The organism is Micromonospora sp. NPDC049891, assembly GCF_040660295.1.
GTDB lineage: Bacteria > Actinomycetota > Actinomycetes > Mycobacteriales > Micromonosporaceae > Micromonospora.
In genome coordinates, this window is sequence record NZ_JBFAML010000021.1 from 63844 (window position 1) to 86013 (window position 22170).

Genomic DNA, 22170 nt, shown 5'->3' on the forward strand with positions numbered 1-22170 from the left:
CCTGTCCGGAGAGAGCGCGTGGTGCGCCATGCCGACGGCGGACTCGCAGCACGGGGTTGCCGGCCGGGACAGGCGCGCGTGGACGGTGAACCGTGCCGGGCAACGGTTACAGGTGGGCGAGCAGGGGTTGGACGTGCGTGGGGTAGGCGTACCCGCTGTCCCAGGGGAACCGGCCCCACTGGTCGGGCCACACCAGCTGCCGCAGGCGGATCCGGTCGCGGCCGTAGCGGACGATCGCCAGCCCGGGATGCAGGTCATCGGCGGGTGCCCCGTCGATGATGACCGCGTCGTAGCCGACGAGGAGGTCGCCGAGGCGCTGGCCGTGGGTGAACCGTTCGGCCGTGTCATAGACCCGGCGGGCAAGGTCGTTGAGCAGGATGTGGGCGACCTCGGGCGGCAGCCCGGCGACGATCAGCTCCGGGCGGTCGTGGGCGGTGAGCCCGACGGTGTAGGCGAACGGGGCGGTGGTGTCGGGGTCGTCGTCGGTGGGCAGGACGTGCGTGACGGCCCAGCCGACGCGGTCGATGATGTGGTCCTGGCGTCGCAGGACGTCGTCGAAGTCAGTCACGGTCGTGTCTCCTGGTCATTCAGGGATGGGGGCCGGGTCGGGTGGCTCGACGTCGACGAAGCCCCAGAGGTGTTCCATAAGCTGGAGTTGCCAGGTGCGGTAGCGGTCGGCGAAGCCGCGGCAGATCGCGGGCGGGACCGGGCTGCCGGCGTACGGCAGGGTCGAGTGGCAGATGATGTAGCCCGCGTCGCCGCGCGCCGCGGTCACCATCTGCCGCAGCCGGCCGGGCTCGAGGTGCATCGGGTTGCCGGGTCTTCTCTGCACCATGCAAGCAGGCAGCCCTACTGACCCGGCTCAACCTTGTGAGACGCACGCTCGTGGTCCGGCAAGCGGACTGTTCAAAACGCCGATTCAGCCGTTGATGCGGGCCTGCGTCGTCACCAGTGCCAGTCTGTGGTCACGGCGCTGATCGCGGCAACCGTGCGGGCGTGTTGGTCGTCGTCGTTTAGGGCGCGCAGCAGTGGGGCCAGCGTCGCCACCTCCGCCAGCAGGGCGGCCCGGCCGCCGCCCGCGCGGCGGCGCAGGTGGGCCGAGAGGGCCCGCACGATGACGGTCCGGTCGGCCGGTTCGGCCTGGCCGAGGTCGACGTCGCGACGCGCCAGCAACAGCGCCGCCGGGATTCGCTCCGACTCCCGCAGGGCGGCGACGGTTGCCGCCAACCGTGTCGCAATTGCCGAGTCGTCCCGGCCGCCGTGCGCTGCGGCGGCCAGCATGCGCAGCCGGTCGACCTCGTCGGCGGCCTCGCCGAATTCGTCCAGCGTGCGGCCGGCCCGGTCCACCTGCTCGTCCGGCATGAAGTGGGAGAGCAGGCACCGGGCGCCGGCACGGCTTAGCGGGTTGGCGAACCGCTCCGCCGTCACGCTCGCGAAACCGGTCCACTCCGGGCTCTCTTCGAGCTCGTTCTGGCCGCCGAACAGCGCCCAGAACCTGGCCAGCGGTGACCGCAGGCGCATCGTGGCCTCGCGAAGGGCGGCGCGCGACTCAGCGTCCTCGAGCCGGGGGAGCAGCGCCATGATGGCGTCGGCCTGCTCGAGGTCGGGCAGTGTGCCGACCCGGTCGAGCAGCAGGCGGCGGCCGCTCGGCGGCAGATGCTCGGCCAGCGTGAGAAGGACGTCCACCCGGTCGCCCCGCAGCGTGCCGATGATCTTCTCCATGCGCTCGTTCTGCCGCTCGTACTCCGCGGCGTAGATCCACAGGTTGCGCCGCGCCGTGTCGAAGAGCTCCTGGTCGCCGGAAAGCCGTCGCAGTCCGTCGAGGAAGTAGCGGAAGATGTCGCAGGCCAGTTCGGGCTCCGGCGGCAGCGCTGGGCCGTCCAACTGGGCCGCGACGTCGATGATGCGGAAGAGGCCGTCGTCGTCGAGCAGAGGGATCAGGGCGGCGAGCGCCTCGTCGTCCACCTCGGACCCGCCGGTCAGCTCGTCCAGCGTGTCGTCCACGAGCGCCCGGTAGACGTCGGCGGGGAGGATCTCGGCGGCGCCCACGAGGACTGCGGGCCGGCTCGCCGCTGGCGAGTCCGCGATGAACCGGGCCAGGAGCTTTGCCAAGTTGCCGCTGTAGAACGGCCGGAGGATCACCTCGGTCAGGAACGGTTCGGCGTCGGGGCCGGTCAGCGCTGCCCGGACCTCCGCCGCCGTCGGGGGGAGGCCGAGCAGTCGCACATACTCGGCGTGGTCGGCGCGGTCGAGCGCGGCCAGCTCCGCCTCGTCGAGCACGAACCCGGGACCGTGCTCGGGGAACCGACTGTGCACGAACTCGATGACCTCGCGCGCCGAGCGCGCCAGTTCCTCCCGCACGAACGGCATGAGGTCGGCGACCAGGTCAAGCCGGTCGAGCTCGCCGCCGACGAACGCGAGCGCCCCGACCAGCGCGGAGGCAAGCAGATCCCGCCGATCGGCGGGGTCGAGGTGCGGCATCAGCCGCGCCGGCAGCCACGCCCGCGGGCCGACGTTGCGGAAGTCCAGCGCCAGTCGGCTTGCCGCCCGCAGCCGTTCCGGGTCGAGCCGGTCCGCCAGCGCCGCAATGAGCTCGGCGAGCCGGGCCTCCCGCTCGCCCCGGAACCGCTCGTTCAGGCGGGGGATCACCGTGCCGTCCCATGCGACCTCGTTGCCGTCGGGCAACTCGCGCAGCCGGTGGTAGCCGGCCAGTGCTGCGTCGGCGATGTCTCCGGCCAAGTTGGCGTCGACGGTTTTCGCAAGCGTGGCGAAGGTGTCCTCGCGAGGCAGCCACGGCAGGTCCCGTACCGCCTCGAAGGCTCGTCGTGCGAGGGGACCGGTCAGCCGCGGCGCTAGCTCCTGCACCACTGCGGCTTGTGGATACTCGTAACTCCAGTGGTAGCCCATCAGCGCCGCGTCGCCGATCCTCAGTCGGCGCGGCAGGTTCGACGCGGCGACCCAGGCAGCCGGGAGCCAGTCGTCGCTGACCCGGTGGGCCGCGGCGCCCAGCGCCATGGCTCGCCAGCTGTAGGAGCCGCGCTCGTTGTCGGCCGGAAGATCGAGGATTTCGGCGGTGAGCTCGGGTGGCAGCGGATCGTTGCCGTCGCCAGCGATCGCCCACAGCGCGTCGAGCCGGTTGTTGTGGTCCATCCGGCGCAGCGGCGCGACGACGTTGAGGTCCGGGCGGAGCTTGACGATCTCGGCCAGCGAGGTCCCGTCGGTGATCTCCGCGCAGGCGGCGGCCGCCCACGCGGCAGGGGCACCGAGCACGGAGTACGCCCAGGCCAGCTCGCGGGCGTCGTCGATCGTGCCGAGGTCCGCGATGGCCGCCCGCGCCTGTTCCCGCGAAAGATAGGGTCCGAGCATCGCCATCGCCAGCCGCCGGACGGCCGTGTCGGGAATGCCGCGGAGATTGTCGAAAGCTTGCCGGCGTTGGGCGGCGGTCAGCACCTGCAGGAGCCCTTGCAGCGCGGCCAGCCGGGGGATGTTGGAGGCCAGCGGTGGCAGGCCCCGCTGGTTGACTGTGTGCCAGAAGGCCGATCGCTGTTCCTCGGCCGGCAGTGTCAGGGCCAGATCCAGGACGCGTTGGAGGTCCGCGTCCGCGTAGAGGTCGGACGGGATGCTCTCCCACAGCACGGGCAGGGTGCCGGTGCGGAACGCGTGGCTGATCGCTTGACAGAGCAGTTGCGCCTTGACGGTGTGCACGGCGGCTGCGATGTTCGGCTGGTTCACGCTCTGGGCGAGGGTCTGCAGGAGGACGAACTGACCGACGACGTCTCCGGGCCGGAACATTACCTCAATGATCGCGCCGATGTCCTCGGGCGACAGCTCCTGGGCGGTGAGTAGCGCGGCGAGTACCGCCGGTCCTCCCGCACGGCGGGTGAACTCTTCGAACACCTGCTTGTCGTTAGAGGTGGCCTCGGCGACGGCCGTCGGGAAGAAGGAGGGCGGCGATGGCATGAGCGAGGCCAGCGTGGGCGTCTCCCAGGCGGCCGGCGACGGTGTCGACTCCGGTGCCGAGGCCAGCGCCGCTTCGAGCCGCCGACGGAAGCCGGCGGGATCCGGGTGGCTGGGGATCAGTTCGGCGAAGGCGGTCAGGGCCTGGCGCGTACGAGCCAGCCGCGGTCCTCGGTCGAGCAGCCGCCGCGTCACATACTTACGCATTTCGATCGCTAGATTGCCGAGCTCGGGCACGGCTGCGTCGTCGTCCCGTTCGGCAGCGAGCTCGGTCAGGGCCTCCAGCAGTGCGTCGCCGATCCGCTCGACGAGGCGTGGGGTGCGGGCCTCCGGGACCTCGATGAGGATCTCGACCGCGTCGGCGGCCACCACGTCCTCGTGCCGTAGCTCCGGCCCTGCTACGCCTGCCGGTATCTGCCACTCGACCACCCGGGCCGTCTCCTGGATCGCGATCGCCACTGCCTCGCGGCCAGCCGACGACATCAGGCGCAGCCCGGAGAGCAACGTGCGAGCCGGCAGCTCATTGGCGGGCAGGCCGGCCAGCTGGATCAGCCTCGACTCGACCGGCCGGCGGCCGCGCACGTCCAGGTCGGCGGTGGCGAGAAGACCGTGGCAGCAGACGGCACGCTCGGCCGCGCGGCTCAGCCGGTCGATCGTCGACAAGCTCCGCTCCGGCGTCCAGTACCCGGTGCGGACCGCCGCGGCCACGACCGCCGCGGGAAAGTCTTCGACTGTGGTGAGCGTGCTGCGGATGACGGCCAGCCGTACGCAGTCGACGATCGCTCCCGGGCGATCGGTTAGGTTCTCCTCGAGCGCTTCCCAGGCTAGCGCGAGGTCGCGGGCGTAGGCCTCCCACTGTCGCGTCTCGGGCGAGACCCTGCGCTGTAGCCAGTGGTCGTCGGCGAACAGCCGCAGCAGCCGCTCGACGTTTCCGGCGCGGCTCAAATAGGTCGCGAGATCTCCGGCCAGCTCGCCGATCTCGGCGGCAACACCGTCGCGGGTCACGCGGCGTCCACTGCGGACAGCAGGGCGCGGCCGTCGGTGCGGTCGAGTACTGGTACGGGCGACGCAGCGTCGGTGATACAGAGCCAGCGGCGGCCCTCGGCGTCGGTGAATGCGACCGCGGCCCGGACAGCGGCCGGCCCGGGCGGTCCGGGCTCGCCTGTGGCGACTTCGGCGAGCGAGGTGGCCGACTCGTGTGGACCCAGCACGGCTTGCGGAGTCCCGTTCGAGAGCCGCGGAATCTTCCATGTGCCGCCGGCGTCGGCCCAGTACAGGACCGGCGTCACGGTACGAATCGGGGCCGCGCTGTCGTTGCGCAACGTGAGCTCGGCCCGGTGGCCGTCGCCGCGCGCGCGAACCTCGACGCTCACCAGCCGGGCTTGGTTCGCCTCGGCTGCCCGGCGCTCGGCGGCAGCCTCCGCCTCCGCGAGCCGGCGCTTGTGCATCTCGTAGAGCAATCCGCTGACCGCGAGCAACGTGGCGATGACCGAACCGATGCCGGCGATCCAGTCCGGCACTGACCCCCAGTTGACCGCGGCCAGCCTCATGACCGGTCTCCCGGGAGGTTTTCGTACTCCCAGAGGACGTCGCTGATGAGGTCGTTAACGCGGGGAAGTGACAGGCCCACGCTCTCGACGACGTCCTGACGGCGCAGGAAACCGCGGAAGGTGTCGTGGTAGATGCTGCGCCGGCCGTCGTCGGTGGGCCGCAGGAAGGCCGCCCACTCGTCGAGCACCCGCTGTATTTCGTACGAGTTGATCTCGGGACGGACCCGCTGCATGATCAGCGCAAGCAGGTCCACCGACACCGGCCGGGCCAGCTCGCACAGCAGGTAGAGCACCCAGGCCGGGGTGGCGGACGCCGGATCGGTCATGCCCATCAGCCGCCAGTGGTCCTGGTAGAAGTTCTCGAGGCCGGCTGGAAGCCGGCGGCCGAGGTCGTCGAGGTGCCGCAGGTCCCGGTACGAGCCGGAGACGAGCTCCGGCAGCACGTGCCGGAGATACATGAAGTTGCCCTCGCTCTTTTCGGTCAGGGTCTTGATGAAGGCATCGGGCGTAATGCCGCGATCTGCAATCCAGGCGCGCATGGCGCCGTCAGCGCTGCGCCGAGTCAGCAGGTCCCGGACGTCGTCGAGCGAGGCGTCGGCGTAGTCGGCCAGGTCCATGTCGACGAGCACGGTACTGACCCGCAGCGGCACATCCTGTTGGCGCCGGCTGCTGACCAGCACGTGAACGCCGGCGGGCAGGGTGCGCGGCAGCAGGAGCACGTTCGCGGTGGGCGGTAGGTCGCGCCGGTCGGCCTCGTCGAGCGCGTCGACGACCAGCACCAGCCGCTCCGGGGCCGGTAGCGCCGCCCGCGCCTCGATCAGCAGGTCGGCCACGCCCGGGTCGCCGTCGGCCGGTGGTCCGGCATCGGCGATCAGCCCCCGCGCGAGCATCTGGGCCGCGACGTGCTGGGTGAACTGCGCGGTCTTGTTGTACGTCTCGCTGAGCACGTTGAAGTGGGCCATGCATCCCGTGCGCCGCACGTACTCCGCCATGATCGCCGTCTTACCCTCGCCCGGGTCGGCGGTCAGGCGGAAGAAGCCGGACCGGTTCTCAGCGAGGAACAACTCGATCCGGTCGAACACGTACGTACGCCCGACGAAGCCGGCGGTGGCGTCGTCGATCAGGACCTGGGTCCGGCGAGCGAGACCTGGCGACTCGGGCACACGCACCTCCAGAGTTCGGCTTTGAGTGACTACGTTGCCCGTACGCTTTCGGACGCCATCTCGTATGTCGGAAGCGCGACAATGTGGGTCGTTCGTTCTGGCGACTCCGGCGTCGGCATCAGCCGGCGGCGCAGGAAACGTGCGATCGGCCGCTCCAGAATTCAGCGCAGCAACCACGGCGCGCCAGCATCCGTAGCAGGACCGACGCGAGGATCACCCGGTGCGGCGCCGGTCGCGGATCTGGTGGATGACGAGCCGGTCGATGGTCTCGTGGATCAGACAGAACGGGTATGTCAGCAGGCTCGGGGTGGTCAGCCACCGCTGACCTCGCCCAGTCAGCACCGTGTCGATGCCGTCGCGGCGCGAGGACTGGTCGGCCGCCGGGTGCTGCTCGGCCGGGGTCTAGGCCTGGGCGAGGGCGGTGACGGCGGCGTCGGCGATCACGGTGATGGCCTCGACAGGGTTGGTGACGGTCAGGGTGGTGGCGTGCGTGAAGGTGTGCCCCCAGATCTGGTCCGGGTCGGTCGGATCGCCGGGGGTGGGTGGGTCGGCGGGTTGTAGCCACAGCACGGCGCAGCCGGCGCGGTGCAGGGTGGTGACGAGTTGTTGTCCGGCGGGGATGTCGTCGAGGTAGCCGTCGGAGACGACGGCGAGCATCCGCAGGGTGCGGCCGTGGCGCAGGTCGAGCAGTTGGTCGGCGACCTTGACCGCTTCCGGGAAGGTGGCGGTGGCGAAGCTGGTGCGCATCTCCAGTACCTGCGTCGGGGAGGTGCGTGGGGGGACCAGGACGGTGGTGCGGTCGCCGAAGCCGATGGTGGTGGTCGTCGCGTGGGCGCGGCGGGCGGCGTTGGCGAAGATCCACGCGGCGGAGGACATCGCCTGCGTGTAGCGGTCCATCGACCCGGACAGGTCGACCAGGACGGCCAGGTGCAGGCGGGGTTTCTCGGGTGGCAGTTGCGTGCGTTGCTGCCAGGGGGCGGCGGTGGGGAGTTGCCCGGCGGCGGTTTGCGCGTCGGCGGTGATGGCGTGGCGGGTGCGCAGCCGACCGGGTGGGATCGCCGACGGTCGCCGGCCGGGCTCGGGGTGGTGGGTGCGGGCCTGGCGCAGCCGGTTGGCGAGGTCGCGGGCGGCGCGGTGTTCCTGCTCGGTCGGGTCCCGGCGGTCCCATTCCGATGGTGGGCTGTGCCGCCGTGCCAGGACCGCCGCGGCGTACTCGGTCGGGGTGAGGCCGTAGGCGGCGGCGAGGTAGTCGACGAGGGCCGCGGCGAGGCGGCCGGGGAACAGGCCGGCGTCCGGCACGGGCGTGTGGTCCTGCTGGTCGGGATCGACGCCGAGGACCCGGCACCACCGCCGGGCCAGGCTGATCATGGTGTCGGCATCGGTGTCGTCGCAGCCGTGGGCCTGCCGCCAGATGTCGCGCAGTTGCCGCAGGCGTGTGCGTCCGAGGACGCCGGTGACGGCGGCCCGGACCGGGCGGACGTCCTTGCTGGTGACGATGCGGGCGTCGACGCGGGCCAGGAGCAGGGCGGCGAGCTGTCCGGCGTGCCACGCGTCGTCGACGGCCGCCGCGTCGGGGTCGAGGAGGGTCTTCACGACGTGGCGCAGCCAGCGACGGTCGCCCCGGCGGCGGGCACGTTGGCGGCCTTCGGCCCGGGATTCCTCCAGCAGGTCGGCGACGGCGGCGAGGATCGGCGGGGTGCCGGGCGGGGTGGCCCAGTGGCTGTGCGCGGCGTGCGCGGCGCCGTGCACGAGCAGCCCGTAGCCGGTGGGCACGATCCGCTTGTGCCGGGCCTTGGCCGGGTCGGTGACGTCGGGCCGGTCGGCGATGTAGGTGGCGTCGACCTCGATGCGGCGCAGGTCGGGGTAGAAGCACTCGGGTGCGTCTCCGGCGGCGCCGGGGGCGACGAGGACGGTGAGGTCGGTACGGCCGGTCAGCAGCGGAACGTGCCGGGTCCACGCCTGCGACCAGGCCTGCCATTCGCTGGCGCCGGCCGGCATCGGCGGCGTGCCGTGTTGGAGATGGGTGTGGGGGTGTGACACAGAATTGGCTCCTTCCAGGAATCTGAGGTGGGCGGCGGTCAGCGCTTGCCGAGGGCGAGCGCGGTGATGGGGGTGCCGGTGTGTCGGGACAGGGCGGCGGTGACGTCGTCGCGGGCGTCGTCGGGGGCGATGCCGGCCAGGTTGGCCAGGGCGGCGGCCATGCCCAGTTGGCCGCGGACGGTGACGAAGCCGAGCAGTTCGCGTAGCTGCGGCGCCCACACCGTCTTGCCGGCGGTCAGGTCGGCGTTGAGGTCGATCGCGGCGGCCACGACGGGTTTGGGGACGCCGAGTTGGCGGGCGAGGTCCCAGTCGGTGGTGACGTGCAGGTGGACGGTGAACCGGGAGGCCAGGGCCTCGGTGAGCACCGCGCCGTGTACGCCCGGGTTGTGGCCGGCGACGATGTAGAACCCGTCGGCGGCTTGCACGGTCTCGTTGCCGTGGGCGGGGATGGTGATGACCCCGCGGCCGTCCATGGCCGGGTACAGCACGGCCAGGACGCGGGGCGGGATGAGGGTGGCGTCGTCGACCAGCAGCACCCGCCCGTCGCGCATCGCGGTGACCAGGGGTCCGTGGACGAACTCGTAGCCGCCGCCGGGGATCGGGGTGTAGGAGCCGAGGAAGTCGTCGACGACGGTGTCGCCGGTGCCGGCGATGGTGAGCAGGTCGGGGAACGCGGCCTCGACCATGGCGGTCTTGCCGGTGCCGGGCGGCCCGTACAGCAGCACCGGCACCCGCTGGGTGCGTAGCCGTCGCAGTTCCTCGACGTCCCAGCCCTGGCCGAGCCGCCGCGGGTGGTACAGCGTCCCGTTCCGTCGCCGCACCGGCACGGGCCGGGACCGCCGGCCACCACCAGCACCGCCGCTGGCGCGGGTGCGGGGTGTGGTGGCGGGCAGGGTGCCGGCGGCGTCGATGCCGTCCTGGGTGATCTGGAAGCGGTGGTGCGGGTCGCGGTGGTGGGTGGCGTGCCCGGCTGCGGCCATCTTCCTCAGCGCCTCGAACACCGCCCCGGAGGATGGTGCGCCGATCGCTCGGGTGATCTCGCCGACCTTGAGAATCTGGTCGGGGTGGTCGGCCAGGTGCAGGGCGACCTTGCGGTAGAGGTAGCCGGACCGGCCGGAGGCGGGTGGGGTGCCGGCAGGGTCCGGGTCGGTGCGCGGTGAAGCGGCCGGGGGGACCGGCGGGTGTGGTGTGGTCATGGGGTTGCCTCGATTCGGGGTAGGGCCCGCGCACCCGTCTCCGGGTGCGCGGGCGGTGGGTACCGCACAGCGGAGACGGGTGGGGCCAAACCCCTGCCGGCCCGCGTCGGGCCGGGCAGGTGGCGACACCCTGGTGGTGCGGAGAAGGGGTACGGCGACGGGTCGGGTCGCCGCTGGTGCCTGCCGGTCGGTGTCGCGCGGGCGGCCCTACGTCGGGTCGGGCAGGTCGCCGACGATCCGGTCGCAGGCGTACGGGTCGACGGCCTCCCAGCACCAGCTGCGGCCCATCACCACGTATCGGCCGTCGCCGTCCGGGGTGATGCGGTCGATGGCCTGCGGGTCGTCGGACAGGGCGCGTTGGTCGGCGACGATGACGTCGCCGTCGAAGGACAGGTCGGCCAGCGCCGTGTCGACCTGCCGGTCCAGGTCGTCGTCCGGCACGCCGGTGTCGCGAAGGTGGTGGCGGTACTGGTCGCGGTGGTGCTGCTGGTCGGCGACGATGGCCTCGGCCACGTCGCGGGTGCAGGCAAACACCGCCCACCCGTTCCAGTGGTCGACCAGGGTGCCGACGAACCCGACCGTGATGCGGTCGTCGCCGTCGGGGCCGGTGGTGCGCGCCCACTCGCCGGAGAACACGCCGACGTCGCCGACGCGGATCCTGTTCGGGTGCAGGTGGGACACGTCGCGGCCGGTGGGGCTGGCTGCGAGGCGGCACAGGTCGGCGATCCGGTCGGCGGCGGCGGTGTCGAAGGCGTCGCGGTAGACGGCCATCGCCTCGTCGCGCCGCTGGATGCGCAGCCCGAACCAGCCGGAGACGTCGCCGGTGGCGTCGGCGAACAGCTCCCAGCCGCTGGTGTCGACAGAGGCTTCGGCCGTGGTGAGGTGGGGCAGGGCGTCGAGGATGGCGGGATCGCCGTCGGTGATGCCGGTCAGGATCCGGCGCACGGTCCGGCGCGTGTCACCGGGAGCGCGGGCGCCGATGGTGTCCTGGGCCCACCACTCGGCCGCGGTGTGGCCGGCCGTGGTGCCGGCGGCGCGCATCCGCCGCAGCGCGGTGGCCCACTCCTCGGCGTCGCCCACCACCTGTTCGGCTGCGGGCGGTGGGGTGGTTGCGGGTGCGATGCGGTCGCCGTCGTCGAGGCACATCGACAGCGTCGAGCCGCTGTCCCACAGGACATCGACGATGTGGTGCCGCTGGTCGTGGCGTCGGACGGTGCCGGTGTCGCCGGGCCGCAGCAGGGTGTGCGGGTCGCTGGTGTGGACCAAGGCGACCCGCTGGCCGGGTTGGTAGATCACGGTGTTCTCCGATCAGTGAGAAGGCCGTCGTGGACGGGTGGGCGGGGACGGCATCGGGGCGGGTGTGCTCACCGGGCCTCGCCCGTCGCGTCGCCCGGCGTGGGGGCGGGAGGGGGCAAGGGCTTGCGAACGAGGTGGTCGCCGAACATCGGGTCGGAGACGACGCAGGAGCCGCAGCGGGTGCAGCTGGTGGCGGTGTCGTAGCCGTAGCCCGCCATGGACGGCACCTCGACGTAGTCGATCTCGTCGACCGCGCCGCAGACGGTGCACACCGTCATCTCCGGGCCGCCCTCGTCGACGGCGGGTGCGGTGACGAACAACTCCTCGACCGGGTCGAGATGGTGCGCGCTGTGGCGCAGCCAGCGGCCGTGGACCGTCGCCTCGTACACCACCAGCCGCCGCTGGTCGAGGTGCAGCAGGTACAGCCACTCGAGAAACCCGTCCACGGGCTCGCGCAGCGAGCCCTGCCGGACCGGGCCGTTGCCCGCGGTCGGGTGGCCCAGTCCCGGTACGGGCGGCTGCTGGTCCCACGGGCGGGGCTTGGGGTTGACGGCGAGGGACCACCAGTCGCGGGCCAGCAGCGCGGCGGCCATGGCGTCGGTGTCGCGGCCGAACGTGTCGGTCCAGATCCGGCGCAGCAGCGGCACCAGAACCTGTGGATCCTCGCCGAACTGGATCAAGCGGGCGGTGTAGCCGCCGCGAAACGCGGCGACACCGATCAGCGTGGGTGTGCTCACGTGCCTTTCCTCCTCAAAGGGGGTGTGTGGATGGGGATGACGGCGGCGGCCGTCCCGGGCCGGGACGACCGCCGAGCTGGCGTGGATCACGGAGCAGCCGCCGGCATCCGCGACCGGCACTACCGGTCCAGAGGCGCGCCCGCGCCGGGGGAGGTGTCGCCGCGGCCTTCGAGGGGCGGGGTTCAGCGGGCGAGGACGGCCACCTTCTCGCCGTGCAGCAGGGGCGCCCCGTCGGGGCCCTTGATGTGGGCGTTGATCCAGATCCGGTACGGGTCGCCGTCACGGCCGATCAACCGCCGCCAGTGGCCACGCACGACGAACCGCACCCGGTAGTGCCACTTCGGTTCCCCGACACCGGGTTCGGCCAGAGGGCTGGTGCGTCGCAGCATGACCACGCGGGTGTCGTGGCGGATGCCGGCGCGGACGGCGCGGCGGCGCGCGGCGCGGTCCACCGGGGCGGCGGCGACGGTGGCGAGGGGTTGGGCCTGGATGCGCCAGAAGGCGTAGGCGACGGCGGCGCAGGCGCGCATCGGGGTGGTGGTCTCGTCGATGCAGAACCGGCCGTCGGGTGCCGGATCCCAGTCGCGGTCGTCCCTGTCGAGGACCGGCAGGTCGGGGCGGGGGTCGACGGGTTGGCCGATCGGGATCTGGGTGAAGTCGGTCAGCAGGTAGGGGCCGAACTGTCGGGCGAGGTCAGGTCGGTCGGTGAGGTGCGCCCGGCGGCGGGCGGCGGAGGGGTCGTGCGGGTCGTGGTGGTCGGCCCAGCCGGCGATGGCCCAGAACGAGCGGCCGCTGCCGGTGTTGGTGGTGCGGGCCCAGGTGATCGCGCCGATCGAGGACACCTCACCGTTGTGGCCGCGGTGGTAGATCGGTTCGGGCAGGAACAGCACCCCGCCGTCGTCGGGGGCGATGTCGGCCGGGAGCACCTCGCCGGTCAGGTCGAGAGCTGCCGCGGCGGCGGCGATGATCGCGGTCATCGCGGGAGCGATGACGTACGGCTCGCCGAATCGCCACGGGTTGGCGGTGATGGCGCGGGCCGCGTCGAGGACCTTCGCCATACCCTCCGGGCCCGGGCCCGCGCCGGGGGCGGGGCTGGTGAGCCGGCTGGCGAAAAACGCCTCCAGGTACTGCGTCGCGAGCGGGCCGCGGTGGTAGTCGACCATACGGGTGCGCAGGTCGACGGCGGTGCGGGCGTAACCGGCGAGGCTGTCGTGCGGTAGGAAGTTCACTGATTTGCCTCCAGGGTTCGTGCTCAGGCGGCCAGGGCCGCCACGGGTGGACGCCGGTGGATCCGGGGGCCCGGTCGCGGCGCGTCCGCTGTGGGCGCCGGTCCCGTCAGGGGTGCCTGCGGCGGGGTGGGGGTGAACCAGCCCGTGAAGCGGTGTGCCGGTGAGGACACGCGGGCGCGCCCGCGTGCGGCCCCGACCGGGTGTGGCAGGGGCGTGTCGCGGGTCGGGCGGGAGCGGCGGGCGTGGCGCTCGGCGCGCTGTGCGGCGCGCAGCGCCCAGCAGGGTCCGGGTTGCTGGCCGCGGCATTGCAGGTTGGTGCAGGTGCCGTCGGGTCCGGGTTGGTGGGCGGCGGCGACGTCGATCGCGAGGGCCCACAGGAGCCGGTCGGTGACGTCGTCCGGCGGTGCGGTGCGGTTGGAGCGTGGGTGGCCTGTCATGCGGCGGGCTCCTTCGGGTCGGCGTGCGCGGGCGTGCGCGGTCGGCCGTCCGACTCGCGCCCCGGGCCCCGGGGATGCTGGTGTCCTGACCGCGCACCGGACGACGACCAGCGGTGATCGACGCCCATCTCTCGATGAAGGTCAAGTCGTGGTGGGCGGGCAGGACGTGCCCGCCCACCACGACGGTGGTGGGGTCTCGGGCGACCGCCGCGTGGACGTGGACAACGGCTCGGGCATGCAGGGATCCGGGCACGGTGGGGACCTCGCGCCGGCCCGCTGGACGCGAGGTCCTCCGGCTAAGCCCGTGGGCGGTCAGTGGTGGCGCAGGTCCCGCAGGCGGGTACCCGCCGGCAACCTGGTGTGGCCGCTGGTGGCCGTGGCTCCGTAGACACCCGCCCCGGCCTGCTTGGCCTGGTACATGGCCACGTCGGCCTGGTGCAGCAGGGCGCGCGGGCCGACGCCGAGGGCGGCGGTGGTGTACCCGACGCTGGCCCGCACGGCCACCGTGTGCGCGCCGAGGTCGACGGGGTGGCGTCCGACCGTCCGCCACGCGGCGCGGGCGGCGGCGACCACGTCGTCAGGGCCACCGTCGACCAGCAGGGCGAACTCGTCGCCGGACAGCCGCGCGGCCAGCCGCACCGGCCCCGCCAGGGCGGCCAGCCGCTGGCCGACCTCGGTGAGCACGTCGTTGCCGGCCTGGTGGCCGAAGGTGTCGTTGACGGCTTTGAAGCCGTCGAGGTCGAGCAGGACGAGCCCGAACGGGGCATCGGCGTGTGTGGCGCGGGTGAGGGCGGCGAGCAGGGCCCGCCGGTTGGGCAGACCGGTGGTGTCGTCGTGGTCAGCGGCGTGGCGGGCGCGGGTCAGCGCCTGCTGCTGGCGCCACAGAAGGGCTCCGGCGAGGGCGAGACCGGCGAGGAGTCCGCCGACGGCGGTGACGATCGAGGTCAGGATGGGAGACACTTCGGGTAGCTCCTTGTCTGTGAAGGAGCACCGGGGGCGGGCGTGGATCCGGGAAAGTTCGACGCCCGCCTCCGGGCTATCGGCTGGCGGGGTCGTTCAGGCGGCTCGGTCGGCGAGGGCGAACGTGGCGGGTTTCTCGGCGGCCAGGATCGCCCGGCCGGTCGCGACGAGCTTCACGGCGGCGTTGTGGACCGCGCCCGCGCTGGCCTTCTTCGCGTCGGTGCCCTCGTTGGCCCGGTCGACCAGCTTGCACAGCTCGCTGACCTTGTACTGCTGGCCAGGGTTGGCCTCGAGGATGTCGAGGATCGCGCCGCGCAGGGTGCCCGACGCCCGCCGGGCAGAGGCCCGTGCCGCCCCCTCTGCCGCCTCCGTGGCCGGCTGTGCGGCGGGTGCTTCCGCAGCGGGTTCACCGGTGGTGCTGTCGGTGGTCGTGCCGGCAGGGGGACCGTCGGGTGTGGCTGGTCCGGGGTCCGCGTCGTTCGCTGCGGGCGGCGTTCCGGTGGCGGCGTCGACGTCGTCGGTCGCTAACGGCACCTCGGGTTCGGCGGTTGAGCGGTCGCTGCCGTCGCCGTCGTCGGGTTCGGTGTCCTTGGCTTCAGCGTCCTCGTCGGGTGCCGGCTCGGGATACTTAGGAGCGGGCGGTGCCGACTCCTGGGCGGCCTGCGGCTGCCCGTCGGCGGCCGGCCGCTGGTCGTGGTCGCTTCCGGCAGCATCTCCGGTTTCCTGCTTGTCGTCGCGCGGCCCGTGTTCCGCGGTGGTGCCGGGTGTGTCGGCTTCGCGAGTGGTGGGCTCCGGTGCGGGTTGGCCGTGATGCCCCTGTTCGGTCTGCGCGAGGCCGGTGTCGGTCAGCCGCCACAGGCTGGGTCCGGTGTCGTTTCGGGTGGGCTCGGCCAGTCCCGCGGTTTCCAGGGTGCGCAGTTTCGGGGTGGTGGTCGAGTAGCCGAGGCCGGCTTCGGTGGCGATGGCGGCGGCGGTGGCCTCGCCGAGGCGGTGCAGCGCGGCGAGGACCTTCGCGACGCTGGGTGCCAGTGGCGCTGGTGCGGCCGTATCGGTGGTCGTGTTGGGGGTGTTGGTCATGGGCGCGTGGTCCCCTTTCTCCTGCTGTCGGCAGGGGTTGGTGAGTGAGGCGTGGGCACTGATGCACGCTTCGAATCCGGCATTGATCAAGTCGTCTGCCCGGAGTGCGGGATCGCGGCGACGCGCACGGGTGTGCCGCCGGGCGATGGTTCGTCCGGCGGCGCCGGTGGGTGGGGTGTCAGTGGGCGGCGTGGTAGGCGTCGCGCACCGCGGCGGGGATGGCGCCGCCGGTCCGTGGTTGGGGCAGGTTGCGCTCCTGCCAGTTCGTGGTCCACCACCAGGTGCGGATCTCCCGGGTACGGCCACGGCCGGAGGCGGCGGGCCGTCCAGGCGTGCTGGGCTGTTTCGGCAGGCGGCGTCCGGCGGTGATGAACGGGCCGAAGGCCGCGGCCATCCGGTCGAAGTTGCCGGAGGACAGGTCGATCTCGTAGGTGACGCCGTTGAAGGCGAACTGGTAGGTGCCGACGTCGTCGGTGGAGCCGTCGAGGTCGTCGACGAGGATCGCGGTGGTCTTGGTGGCCACGAGGCCACCTCCTCTCGTGTAGGGGGTGCGGTTTACGGGGTGGGTTGGTGGGTGCCGAGGCCGAGCCGGTGGCCGATGACGGGCCCGCGGTGCACGGCGGTGACGGCGGCGGGCAGGTGCCGGCGTTGCCATCCGTGCAGGGCGGCGGGTAGGTCGGCGGCGTACTTGCGGTGCTGGGTGAGGGCGGCGACGAGTCCGGCGGCCTGTTCGATGCCGTTGTTGGCGCCTCGGGCGGTGTGGGGGCGGACCGGGGCGAGGGCGTCGCCGAGCAGGACGGCATGCCCGGCGCCGACGGGCCACACCATGCGCTCCGGTGGGGTGATGTCGAGGACCGGTACCGCCATCCGGGTGCTGGTGGCCCGCACGATCGCGGCGTGTTCGGCCGGGAGGAGCAGTTCGGCGTGGGTGTCGACGTGGGCGCGGGCGGCGGGGCTGACGTGCCGGGGCAGGGCGAAGATCCGGCGGGTGGGGTCGGCGCCGAACCGCCGCGCGTACTCGGCGCTGGTGCAGTCGAGGTAGAAGGTCCAGTCGCAGCCGCCGGGTACCGGGGCGAGGTTGAACTGGACGCCGGGGCAGGGATGCAGCCGCAGGAAGTCCCGCAGGCCGGGCTGGGGGGTGATCTCGGCGATGCCGCGGTGGGCGACGTAGCCGGCGTACCGCAGTTTCCGGTGTGGATCCAGCAGCCGGCGTCCGGTGGAGGAGCGGCCGTCGGCGAACACGACCAGGTCGGCGGCCGCGGTGTGGCCGTCGCGGAACCGCAGCACCGGCTGGCCGGCCCGCTCGGTCAGGGCGGTGACCTGCATGCCGGTGTGCAGGACGCCGGCGGGTAGGCGGCGGGTCAGCGCCTGGTGCAGCAGCGTCCAGGTGGTGTTGCGGCCCGGGTAGGTGCGTCGGATGGTCTCGGCCGGGTGGCGGTCGCGGATGCTCATCTCGACGATGGCCTCGGAGTCGTGGGCGACGAACTCGTGCTGGTCGATGCCGAGGCGGTCGAGCACGTCGAGGGCGGGATGTTCCAGGCCGATGAGGCCGCCGCCCAGGGGCGTGGACGCCGGCGCGGCCTCGAAGACGGTGACGTCGTCGAATCCGGCCTGAAGCAACAGCAGCGCGGTGATCGGGCCGGTGAGGCTGCCGCCGACGACGGCGATGGTGGGCTGGCGGCCGGAGGCCGGCCTGACAGGTGGTGTCATGAGGGGTTCCCTTCGGTAGGGCGGGCGGGAACCCGGGCACGGCCGTGCCCGGGTGTGCGCGAGTGCGCGGTGGCCGGGCACGGCCGGGTCGTGCGGTGATGAACCGTGTCAGCGGCGGTGGGCCGCCGGTTGCGGTTCGGCGAAGACGGTGCGGCGGTGCGATGGAGGCCGCCAGGTGACGTCGGCAGCGCGACGGCGTCGTGCGGGCAGCGGGTCGGGCGCGGGAGTTCGCCAATCCGGTCGTTTAACGGCCAGGCGTGGTGGACAGCGGCCGCGCGGAAGGGTCCGCCGCGCACGCCGCAGCGCCTCAGTGGAGACCGGGGTCAGGGGCGGTCGCGTCCGGTGAGGTCGGCGTGGTGTGGTGCCCGCCGTCGCCTTGTTGGCGGCGATGACCGTTCAGGTGGGCAGTCGGGTGAGACCTCGGCGACCACTGTGGTCCGGGTGGCGTGGCTGTCGGCGGTGACCCGGACCCGCAGGATCTACCTGCCGCTAGGGGGTTCCTGGTCAGCTCGTGGCTGTCGTGGCCGCCTTGGCGGTGCACCTCGTCGACGATCACCGGTCTCGCGGGCTGGTGGCTGGGGCGGTCGCTGTGGTGAGGGTCCAGGGCCACTGGTAGGCGCCGACGGCGTAGCAGCCGTTGGCGTCCGGCGAGACCCGGTCGTGCTCGATCCAGCGGCTGCCCAGGCCGTGGTCGTGTTCCCACTCGACGGTGACCTCGTCGCCGTCGAACCGCAGGCGGGGATGTTCACCAGGCATGTCACCGGGGTGCAGGGCGTCGAGGCGGGCGGCCATGCGCCGCACCGCGTACCGAGGGAAACGGCACAGCACGCCGGTGCGGCTCAGGGTGGTGTAGCCGGTGGCGACCATGGCGCGGAAGGTGCCGCCGCCGACGACGTCGCAGGTCACCGTCGCCGGGGTCCAGGTGGCGAGCGGCGGGGTGATGTCGCCGCGGCTGCGGGAGATGCGGTAGCGGTCGTTGGTGTCGTCGCGGGCCGGGTCCGGGTGCAGTCCGAGCCAGGGCAGCTCCTGCTGGCGGGCGTAGCGGAGCAGGTCGAGCAGGTCACGGCGGCCGTCGCGGTGCGCGGTTCGCAGGGGCAGGAAGCCGTGGCCGTCGTCGGCGGGAACCGGGTTGCCGGTGGCGCCGGTGGCGGTGTGGGTCCAGGTCTCGGCGTGGGCGCGGTGGTGGGCGCCGTCGGCGTCGTACCAGTGGGGGACACCGTTGGAGGACAGCCAGTCGCCGTCGGTGTCGTGGGACCAGATGAGTGCGGCCTGCTCCGGCAGGCCGGCCCGGTACTGCTGGCGGGTCGGGCGGTGCGCGCGGGTGGCGGCGGCGTGCTCGGCGAGGGGCAGGACGTCGTCGATGCGGAACCACAGTCGGTGGGACATGGCGGGACACCTCCGCTGGATGGTGGGAAGAGGGAAAGGTCGGCCGTCGTGCTGGCCGGGTTTGTGCGTCGCCCCAACCCGGGGCACCCCAGGCCGCGCCGATAGGCGGCATGCGGCCACCACGGCCGCTCAAGTCCTGGCGCACGGGCTCTGCGGAGCTGGGTACGAGGGCCGTGCCGAGGGCGGCTACCTGCGGTGGCGGTCTGGACGGCTAGCCGGGCAGGGTGTACGTCACGGCACCGTAGGCCGGGGCCTGCGTCCGTTGCTCAGGGTCGTGCGACGCCCGGCCCCGGTCCCGGTGGTGCTACAGGGCGACGGCGATCAGCCGCTGGTCGGCCTCGACGGTGTCGAGGTACCGGTTGGCCTGCTCGAGGTAGGTCACCCAATGGGTAAGGGCGTCGCTCGCTGGCGCCAGCTTGTGCCCGTCCGGGGTGAGCAGGGCGTCGCCGCACACTGCCGTGCTGGCGCTGTAATGCTGGTAAGCCATCGGGCCCGCCTGGAACATCTCCAGCTCTCCCACGCTGAGGTAGCCGCCGCCGTGGCTGGCCGCGTTGTGCATCCGCATCGCGTTGACGCGCGGTTGGTGGTGGAAGTCCGCCACGGCCCGCTCACGCGGGTACCGGGCGGGATCCGCCAGGTGGCGGGCCAGCAGGGTCGACCACGGGGTCGCCGGCCGGGTGCCGTGCACGACCCGCTGCCACAGTTGGTGGCGGATGCCCGCGCCGACGCCGGCGGCGTGACGCATGGCGGCGAGGTCGAGCAGCTTGACCGGTCCGCCGGCGCAGTACACCGGACGTCCCTTGCGGGGCGCGACCAGGTGGCGGCGCTGCCACAGCCACATGCTCGGGCTGGCCCAGAAACGCGGCTGCAGGGCACCGGACACACCGAAGTGCCGGTCGAGCTGGGTGGCAGTGAGCGCCTGCGACGGCAGACCGTCGGGCAGGCAGACAATCATGGTGCTGATCGTCGCGGTCGGCGTGACCACCGGCCTGGCGGCCGTGGTACCGGCGGTGGGGGTGGGCGTCGGAACGCTCGTGCGCCCCTTGCGGGGCGACACCGTCGGCACGCGGGTGCCGTAGCGGCTCAGGGGAGTCGCGGCACCGTTGGGTGCGGTCATCGGCGGGTTCCTCCTTTGGGGCGGGGGCGTGCTGTGGGCACGGGGAAGCGGCCGGCCCACCGGGTACATGGGCGGCTCACAGGGGTGCGGCGGGATCGGTGCCGGTGGTGCAGTGCGACCTGGGAGTCGCCGCGCGGCGCGGGCGCCGACCGGCCTAAAGGCGGGTGGGCGGCGCGCACCGACGGGTGCGGCGGTGGTTCCCGAGGCGGGACCGGACCGGTGGAGCGATATGTGGGTGAAGGTGGTGCCGATGACGGTAGCGGCCGGATCTGTCAACGCCGCCCGCGCCGACGATCATCAGTAGTGCGGTTGACCTGCGCTGTGAGACATCTCGGCTCGCCCGGGGCCGTTATCGCCCGGACGCTGTCAGACTCACTTGCCTCTCACAGATGAACTTACGGGCCGACAGACGCGTGATGGCCGCTGAGGAAGGTTCGGGAGGTGATCGGGAATCCTCATCTTGCCGGGTGTGCGGCCACCTGCGGGCAACTGCTTGCCTTGCCGCTACCCTGTCTGGTTCTTATTACCTGCAGACGTTAGGCTCGCGACAGGGGAGGGATAGCGTGCATCTTCGCTGGAGGCTGGCTGGGCTGGTATCCGGCGTGGCCCTATTCGCGACTGGCTGCGGAAGTGATGACAGACCGCCGATCGCCGGTACCTGGGTCATGGCGGAGAACAGCTCGCGGACGATGACAGTACGGGACGATGGTTCGCTGTCGGCCAACGTGGGCATATCATGCACCGGCGCCACGAAGAGTCAGGGCGATCGGGCGTACCGGTTCGAGTTCGACTGCGGCATTACTAAGTACTCGTTGGACGGAACGCTGAGCGCCGACGGCACGAACCTCACCATGAAGGACCCGAGCACCGATCAGAATGCGGTCTGGAAAAGGAAGTAGGGCGAACAGAGGGCTGTGCCGCAGCCAGCCAAAGTGCCGGCCAGGATAGGTATCCCGTCTCAGCCTCCGTGCGAAGCCTCCCGTTCACCGACCTCGCCGAACTGGGGAGTTCAGCTGCGGTCCGGCCGTCGCCTGTGATCGTCTACAGCGCGGCCACCGGCCGCGAGCCACAGGTCACACCGGGATATGAGGACCCCGTCGAACTTGCCGAACAGATCGACTCCGTGGTCGTGAATGTTCTGACAGCATTCGGCAAGTCTGCCACTGCGGAGGCCCTGGCTGAACTTGAAGATGGGAAGCCATCGATTCCACACGACATCGACAAGGCGTTGCGGACCGATTTATCTGATCTCCGTGGTGAACTCGACCTGAGCAAAAACGTGCGGCACAAGCTTCGGGCACAGTTCTGGAAGAAGTATGACGAGGCGCCGTGAGGCAGGTTCACTCGGTATCGGAAACGGGGTCATCGAAGCGCTGTGGGTTGGTGACCGTGTCGGGTCCGTGGTCGCACGGCAACTCGTGCAGGTAGCGCCGGTAGCCGGGTTCGGAGACAAGGGTCCACACTCGGCCGGCGGGGTCGGGGCCGTGGACGGCGGTGGCGATCGGGCTGGCGGTTCGCAGTCCGGCGAGCACGCCGAGGAGGCTGGCCTCGCGGCGTCGGCTAGGCACCCAGAACAGCACGGGGTAGCGGGGGCCGAACGTGGTGAGGCGTTCGTAGCCGCGCAGCTTGGCCACGACCCGGGCCAGGTTCTCGGTGTCGTTGTCGTGCTCCAGGAAGAACCCGGTGGAGGTATCGCCGACGGTCCACACGCCGTGCCCGTCGGGCCGAATGCCGGCCTGGGCGTAGACGGTGGTGGCGTGCTGTTCGGACCACCAGCGCGACAACCGGGCACCGCCGGTGCGGCGGGCGGTGGCGATCAGGTCGGTGAAGAACTGGTTGACGCCGAGCAGGTGGTTGACCTGGCCGCTGGCGGCGATCCGCTTGGCGCGCTCCAGGGAACTGCGCGGCGGCCTACCGCCGCCGCTGCCGGTCGGATCGTGGTAGGCGGTGGGGTGGAGTTGCAGCCCGACAGGGCCGAGGGTGTAGAGCAGCGGACCGTAGCGGCCGGTGTGGCCGCTGCGGCCGAAGCGGTGCAGCACGTCGAGGCGGTGCAGGATCGTGAGCCGGCGTTGGGCGGTGCGGCGGTTGTCGAAGAAGGCGTTGGTGATCTGGTCGGTGGACAGCAGGTAGTGCTCGGCCAGCAGGGCCAGCAGGGCGTGGTCGCGGGGGACGATGCGACCGAAGACCGCGAGCGGGTCCGGTTTGCTGGAGGCGGAGGGAACACGGGAGTACACGACGTTTGCTCCTAGGCAGGATGAGGTTCCCCTCCCGATCGGGAGGGGTGTCTGGCGAGGGAGAGGCCGGTGCGGAGGGAC

Annotated in this window: 21 protein-coding genes; 2 read left to right on the forward strand and 19 right to left on the reverse strand. The window is 72.2% G+C overall.

The features are described 5' to 3' along the window. Window positions 1-106: 106 nt before the first annotated feature. The 18 genes from AB0I71_RS23555 to AB0I71_RS23640 form a co-directional block, all read right to left on the reverse strand. Window positions 107-568, reverse strand: coding sequence for a DUF4262 domain-containing protein (locus tag AB0I71_RS23555; RefSeq protein ID WP_357588007.1), 462 nt, complete (start codon window positions 566-568; stop codon window positions 107-109). 15 nt (window positions 569-583) lie between these two features. Further along, a complete protein-coding gene (locus AB0I71_RS23560; protein ID WP_357588009.1) occupies window positions 584-835 on the reverse strand; it encodes a hypothetical protein in 252 nt (83 codons plus the stop codon). Between the two features lie 110 nt (window positions 836-945). Beyond that, window positions 946-4962, reverse strand: coding sequence for a hypothetical protein (locus AB0I71_RS23565; protein WP_357588011.1), 4017 nt, complete (start codon window positions 4960-4962; stop codon window positions 946-948). Next, the gene (locus AB0I71_RS23570) at window positions 4959-5507 is read right to left on the reverse strand and encodes a hypothetical protein (protein ID WP_357588013.1); all 549 of its coding nucleotides are present in this window, start codon (window positions 5505-5507) and stop codon (window positions 4959-4961) included. The genes AB0I71_RS23565 and AB0I71_RS23570 overlap by 4 nt, the downstream gene beginning before the upstream one ends. Next, window positions 5504-6670: a hypothetical protein gene (locus AB0I71_RS23575; protein ID WP_357588015.1), complete on the reverse strand. Its 1167-nt coding sequence runs from the start codon at window positions 6668-6670 to the stop codon at window positions 5504-5506. Before AB0I71_RS23575 ends, AB0I71_RS23570 begins: the two co-directional genes overlap by 4 nt. 213 nt (window positions 6671-6883) lie before the next feature. Next, window positions 6884-7012 carry a hypothetical protein gene (locus tag AB0I71_RS23580; RefSeq protein ID WP_357588017.1) on the reverse strand — a complete coding sequence of 43 codons (129 nt, stop codon included), beginning with the start codon at window positions 7010-7012 and terminating at the stop codon, window positions 6884-6886. 60 nt (window positions 7013-7072) lie between these two features. Beyond that, window positions 7073-8710 carry a VWA domain-containing protein gene (locus AB0I71_RS23585; protein WP_357588019.1) on the reverse strand — a complete coding sequence of 546 codons (1638 nt, stop codon included), beginning with the start codon at window positions 8708-8710 and terminating at the stop codon, window positions 7073-7075. A gap of 38 nt (window positions 8711-8748) precedes the next feature. After that, window positions 8749-9906: an AAA family ATPase gene (locus AB0I71_RS23590; RefSeq protein WP_357588021.1), complete on the reverse strand. Its 1158-nt coding sequence runs from the start codon at window positions 9904-9906 to the stop codon at window positions 8749-8751. Between the two features lie 207 nt (window positions 9907-10113). After that, complete coding sequence (locus AB0I71_RS23595) at window positions 10114-11202, reverse strand: DUF4314 domain-containing protein (RefSeq protein ID WP_357588023.1); 1089 nt, start codon at window positions 11200-11202, stop codon at window positions 10114-10116. 68 nt (window positions 11203-11270) lie between these two features. Next, window positions 11271-11939 (reverse strand): hypothetical protein, encoded by a 669-nt coding sequence (locus AB0I71_RS23600; protein WP_357588025.1) that lies wholly within the window; start codon window positions 11937-11939, stop codon window positions 11271-11273. A 182-nt stretch (window positions 11940-12121) separates the two neighbouring features. Next, window positions 12122-13168, reverse strand: a complete 1047-nt coding sequence (locus AB0I71_RS23605; RefSeq protein ID WP_357588027.1) for a hypothetical protein — start codon at window positions 13166-13168, stop codon at window positions 12122-12124. Window positions 13169-13191: 23 nt separating this feature from the next. After that, window positions 13192-13605, reverse strand: coding sequence for a hypothetical protein (locus AB0I71_RS23610; protein WP_357588029.1), 414 nt, complete (start codon window positions 13603-13605; stop codon window positions 13192-13194). Between the two features lie 312 nt (window positions 13606-13917). After that, window positions 13918-14565, reverse strand: a complete 648-nt coding sequence (locus tag AB0I71_RS23615; RefSeq protein ID WP_357588031.1) for a GGDEF domain-containing protein — start codon at window positions 14563-14565, stop codon at window positions 13918-13920. 96 nt (window positions 14566-14661) lie between these two features. Next, window positions 14662-15642, reverse strand: a complete 981-nt coding sequence (locus AB0I71_RS23620; protein ID WP_357588033.1) for a MarR family transcriptional regulator — start codon at window positions 15640-15642, stop codon at window positions 14662-14664. Window positions 15643-15820: 178 nt separating this feature from the next. Continuing rightward, window positions 15821-16165 carry an Lsr2 family protein gene (locus tag AB0I71_RS23625; protein ID WP_357588035.1) on the reverse strand — a complete coding sequence of 115 codons (345 nt, stop codon included), beginning with the start codon at window positions 16163-16165 and terminating at the stop codon, window positions 15821-15823. A gap of 32 nt (window positions 16166-16197) precedes the next feature. Beyond that, entirely contained in the window at window positions 16198-17352 is a 1155-nt protein-coding gene (locus AB0I71_RS23630; protein WP_357588037.1) for an FAD-dependent monooxygenase, read from the reverse strand. 552 nt (window positions 17353-17904) lie between these two features. Beyond that, a complete protein-coding gene (locus AB0I71_RS23635) occupies window positions 17905-18738 on the reverse strand; it encodes a hypothetical protein (RefSeq protein ID WP_357588038.1) in 834 nt (277 codons plus the stop codon). Window positions 18739-19042: 304 nt separating this feature from the next. Then, window positions 19043-19855, reverse strand: coding sequence for a hypothetical protein (locus AB0I71_RS23640; RefSeq protein ID WP_357588040.1), 813 nt, complete (start codon window positions 19853-19855; stop codon window positions 19043-19045). Window positions 19856-20544: 689 nt separating this feature from the next. On the opposite strand from AB0I71_RS23640, the gene AB0I71_RS23645 reads away from it, so the two are divergent. Together AB0I71_RS23645 and AB0I71_RS23650 are read left to right on the forward strand one after the other, a co-directional pair. Beyond that, entirely contained in the window at window positions 20545-20754 is a 210-nt protein-coding gene (locus AB0I71_RS23645) for a hypothetical protein (RefSeq protein ID WP_357588042.1), read from the forward strand. Between the two features lie 68 nt (window positions 20755-20822). Further along, a complete protein-coding gene (locus AB0I71_RS23650; RefSeq protein WP_357588044.1) occupies window positions 20823-21188 on the forward strand; it encodes a hypothetical protein in 366 nt (121 codons plus the stop codon). A gap of 7 nt (window positions 21189-21195) precedes the next feature. On the opposite strand, the gene AB0I71_RS23655 is transcribed toward AB0I71_RS23650, so the two are convergent. Continuing rightward, complete coding sequence (locus AB0I71_RS23655) at window positions 21196-22089, reverse strand: replication-relaxation family protein (RefSeq protein WP_357588046.1); 894 nt, start codon at window positions 22087-22089, stop codon at window positions 21196-21198. Window positions 22090-22170: the final 81 nt, after the last annotated feature.

Bases quoted from the DNA above. Each gene is read 5' to 3' on its own strand.
- AB0I71_RS23590 (WP_357588021.1), bottom strand. From the start codon at position 9,906: ATGACCACACCACACCCGCCGGTCCCCCCGGCCGCTTCACCGCGCACC.
- AB0I71_RS23635 (WP_357588038.1), bottom strand. From the start codon at position 18,738: ATGTCCCACCGACTGTGGTTCCGCATCGACGACGTCCTGCCCCTCGCC.
- AB0I71_RS23560 (WP_357588009.1), bottom strand. From the start codon at position 835: ATGGTGCAGAGAAGACCCGGCAACCCGATGCACCTCGAGCCCGGCCGG.
- AB0I71_RS23630 (WP_357588037.1), bottom strand. From the start codon at position 17,352: ATGACACCACCTGTCAGGCCGGCCTCCGGCCGCCAGCCCACCATCGCC.
- AB0I71_RS23570 (WP_357588013.1), bottom strand. From the start codon at position 5,507: ATGAGGCTGGCCGCGGTCAACTGGGGGTCAGTGCCGGACTGGATCGCC.
- AB0I71_RS23620 (WP_357588033.1), bottom strand. From the start codon at position 15,642: ATGACCAACACCCCCAACACGACCACCGATACGGCCGCACCAGCGCCA.
- AB0I71_RS23610 (WP_357588029.1), bottom strand. From the start codon at position 13,605: ATGACAGGCCACCCACGCTCCAACCGCACCGCACCGCCGGACGACGTC.
- AB0I71_RS23640 (WP_357588040.1), bottom strand. From the start codon at position 19,855: ATGACCGCACCCAACGGTGCCGCGACTCCCCTGAGCCGCTACGGCACC.
- AB0I71_RS23645 (WP_357588042.1), top strand. From the start codon at position 20,545: ATGACAGTACGGGACGATGGTTCGCTGTCGGCCAACGTGGGCATATCA.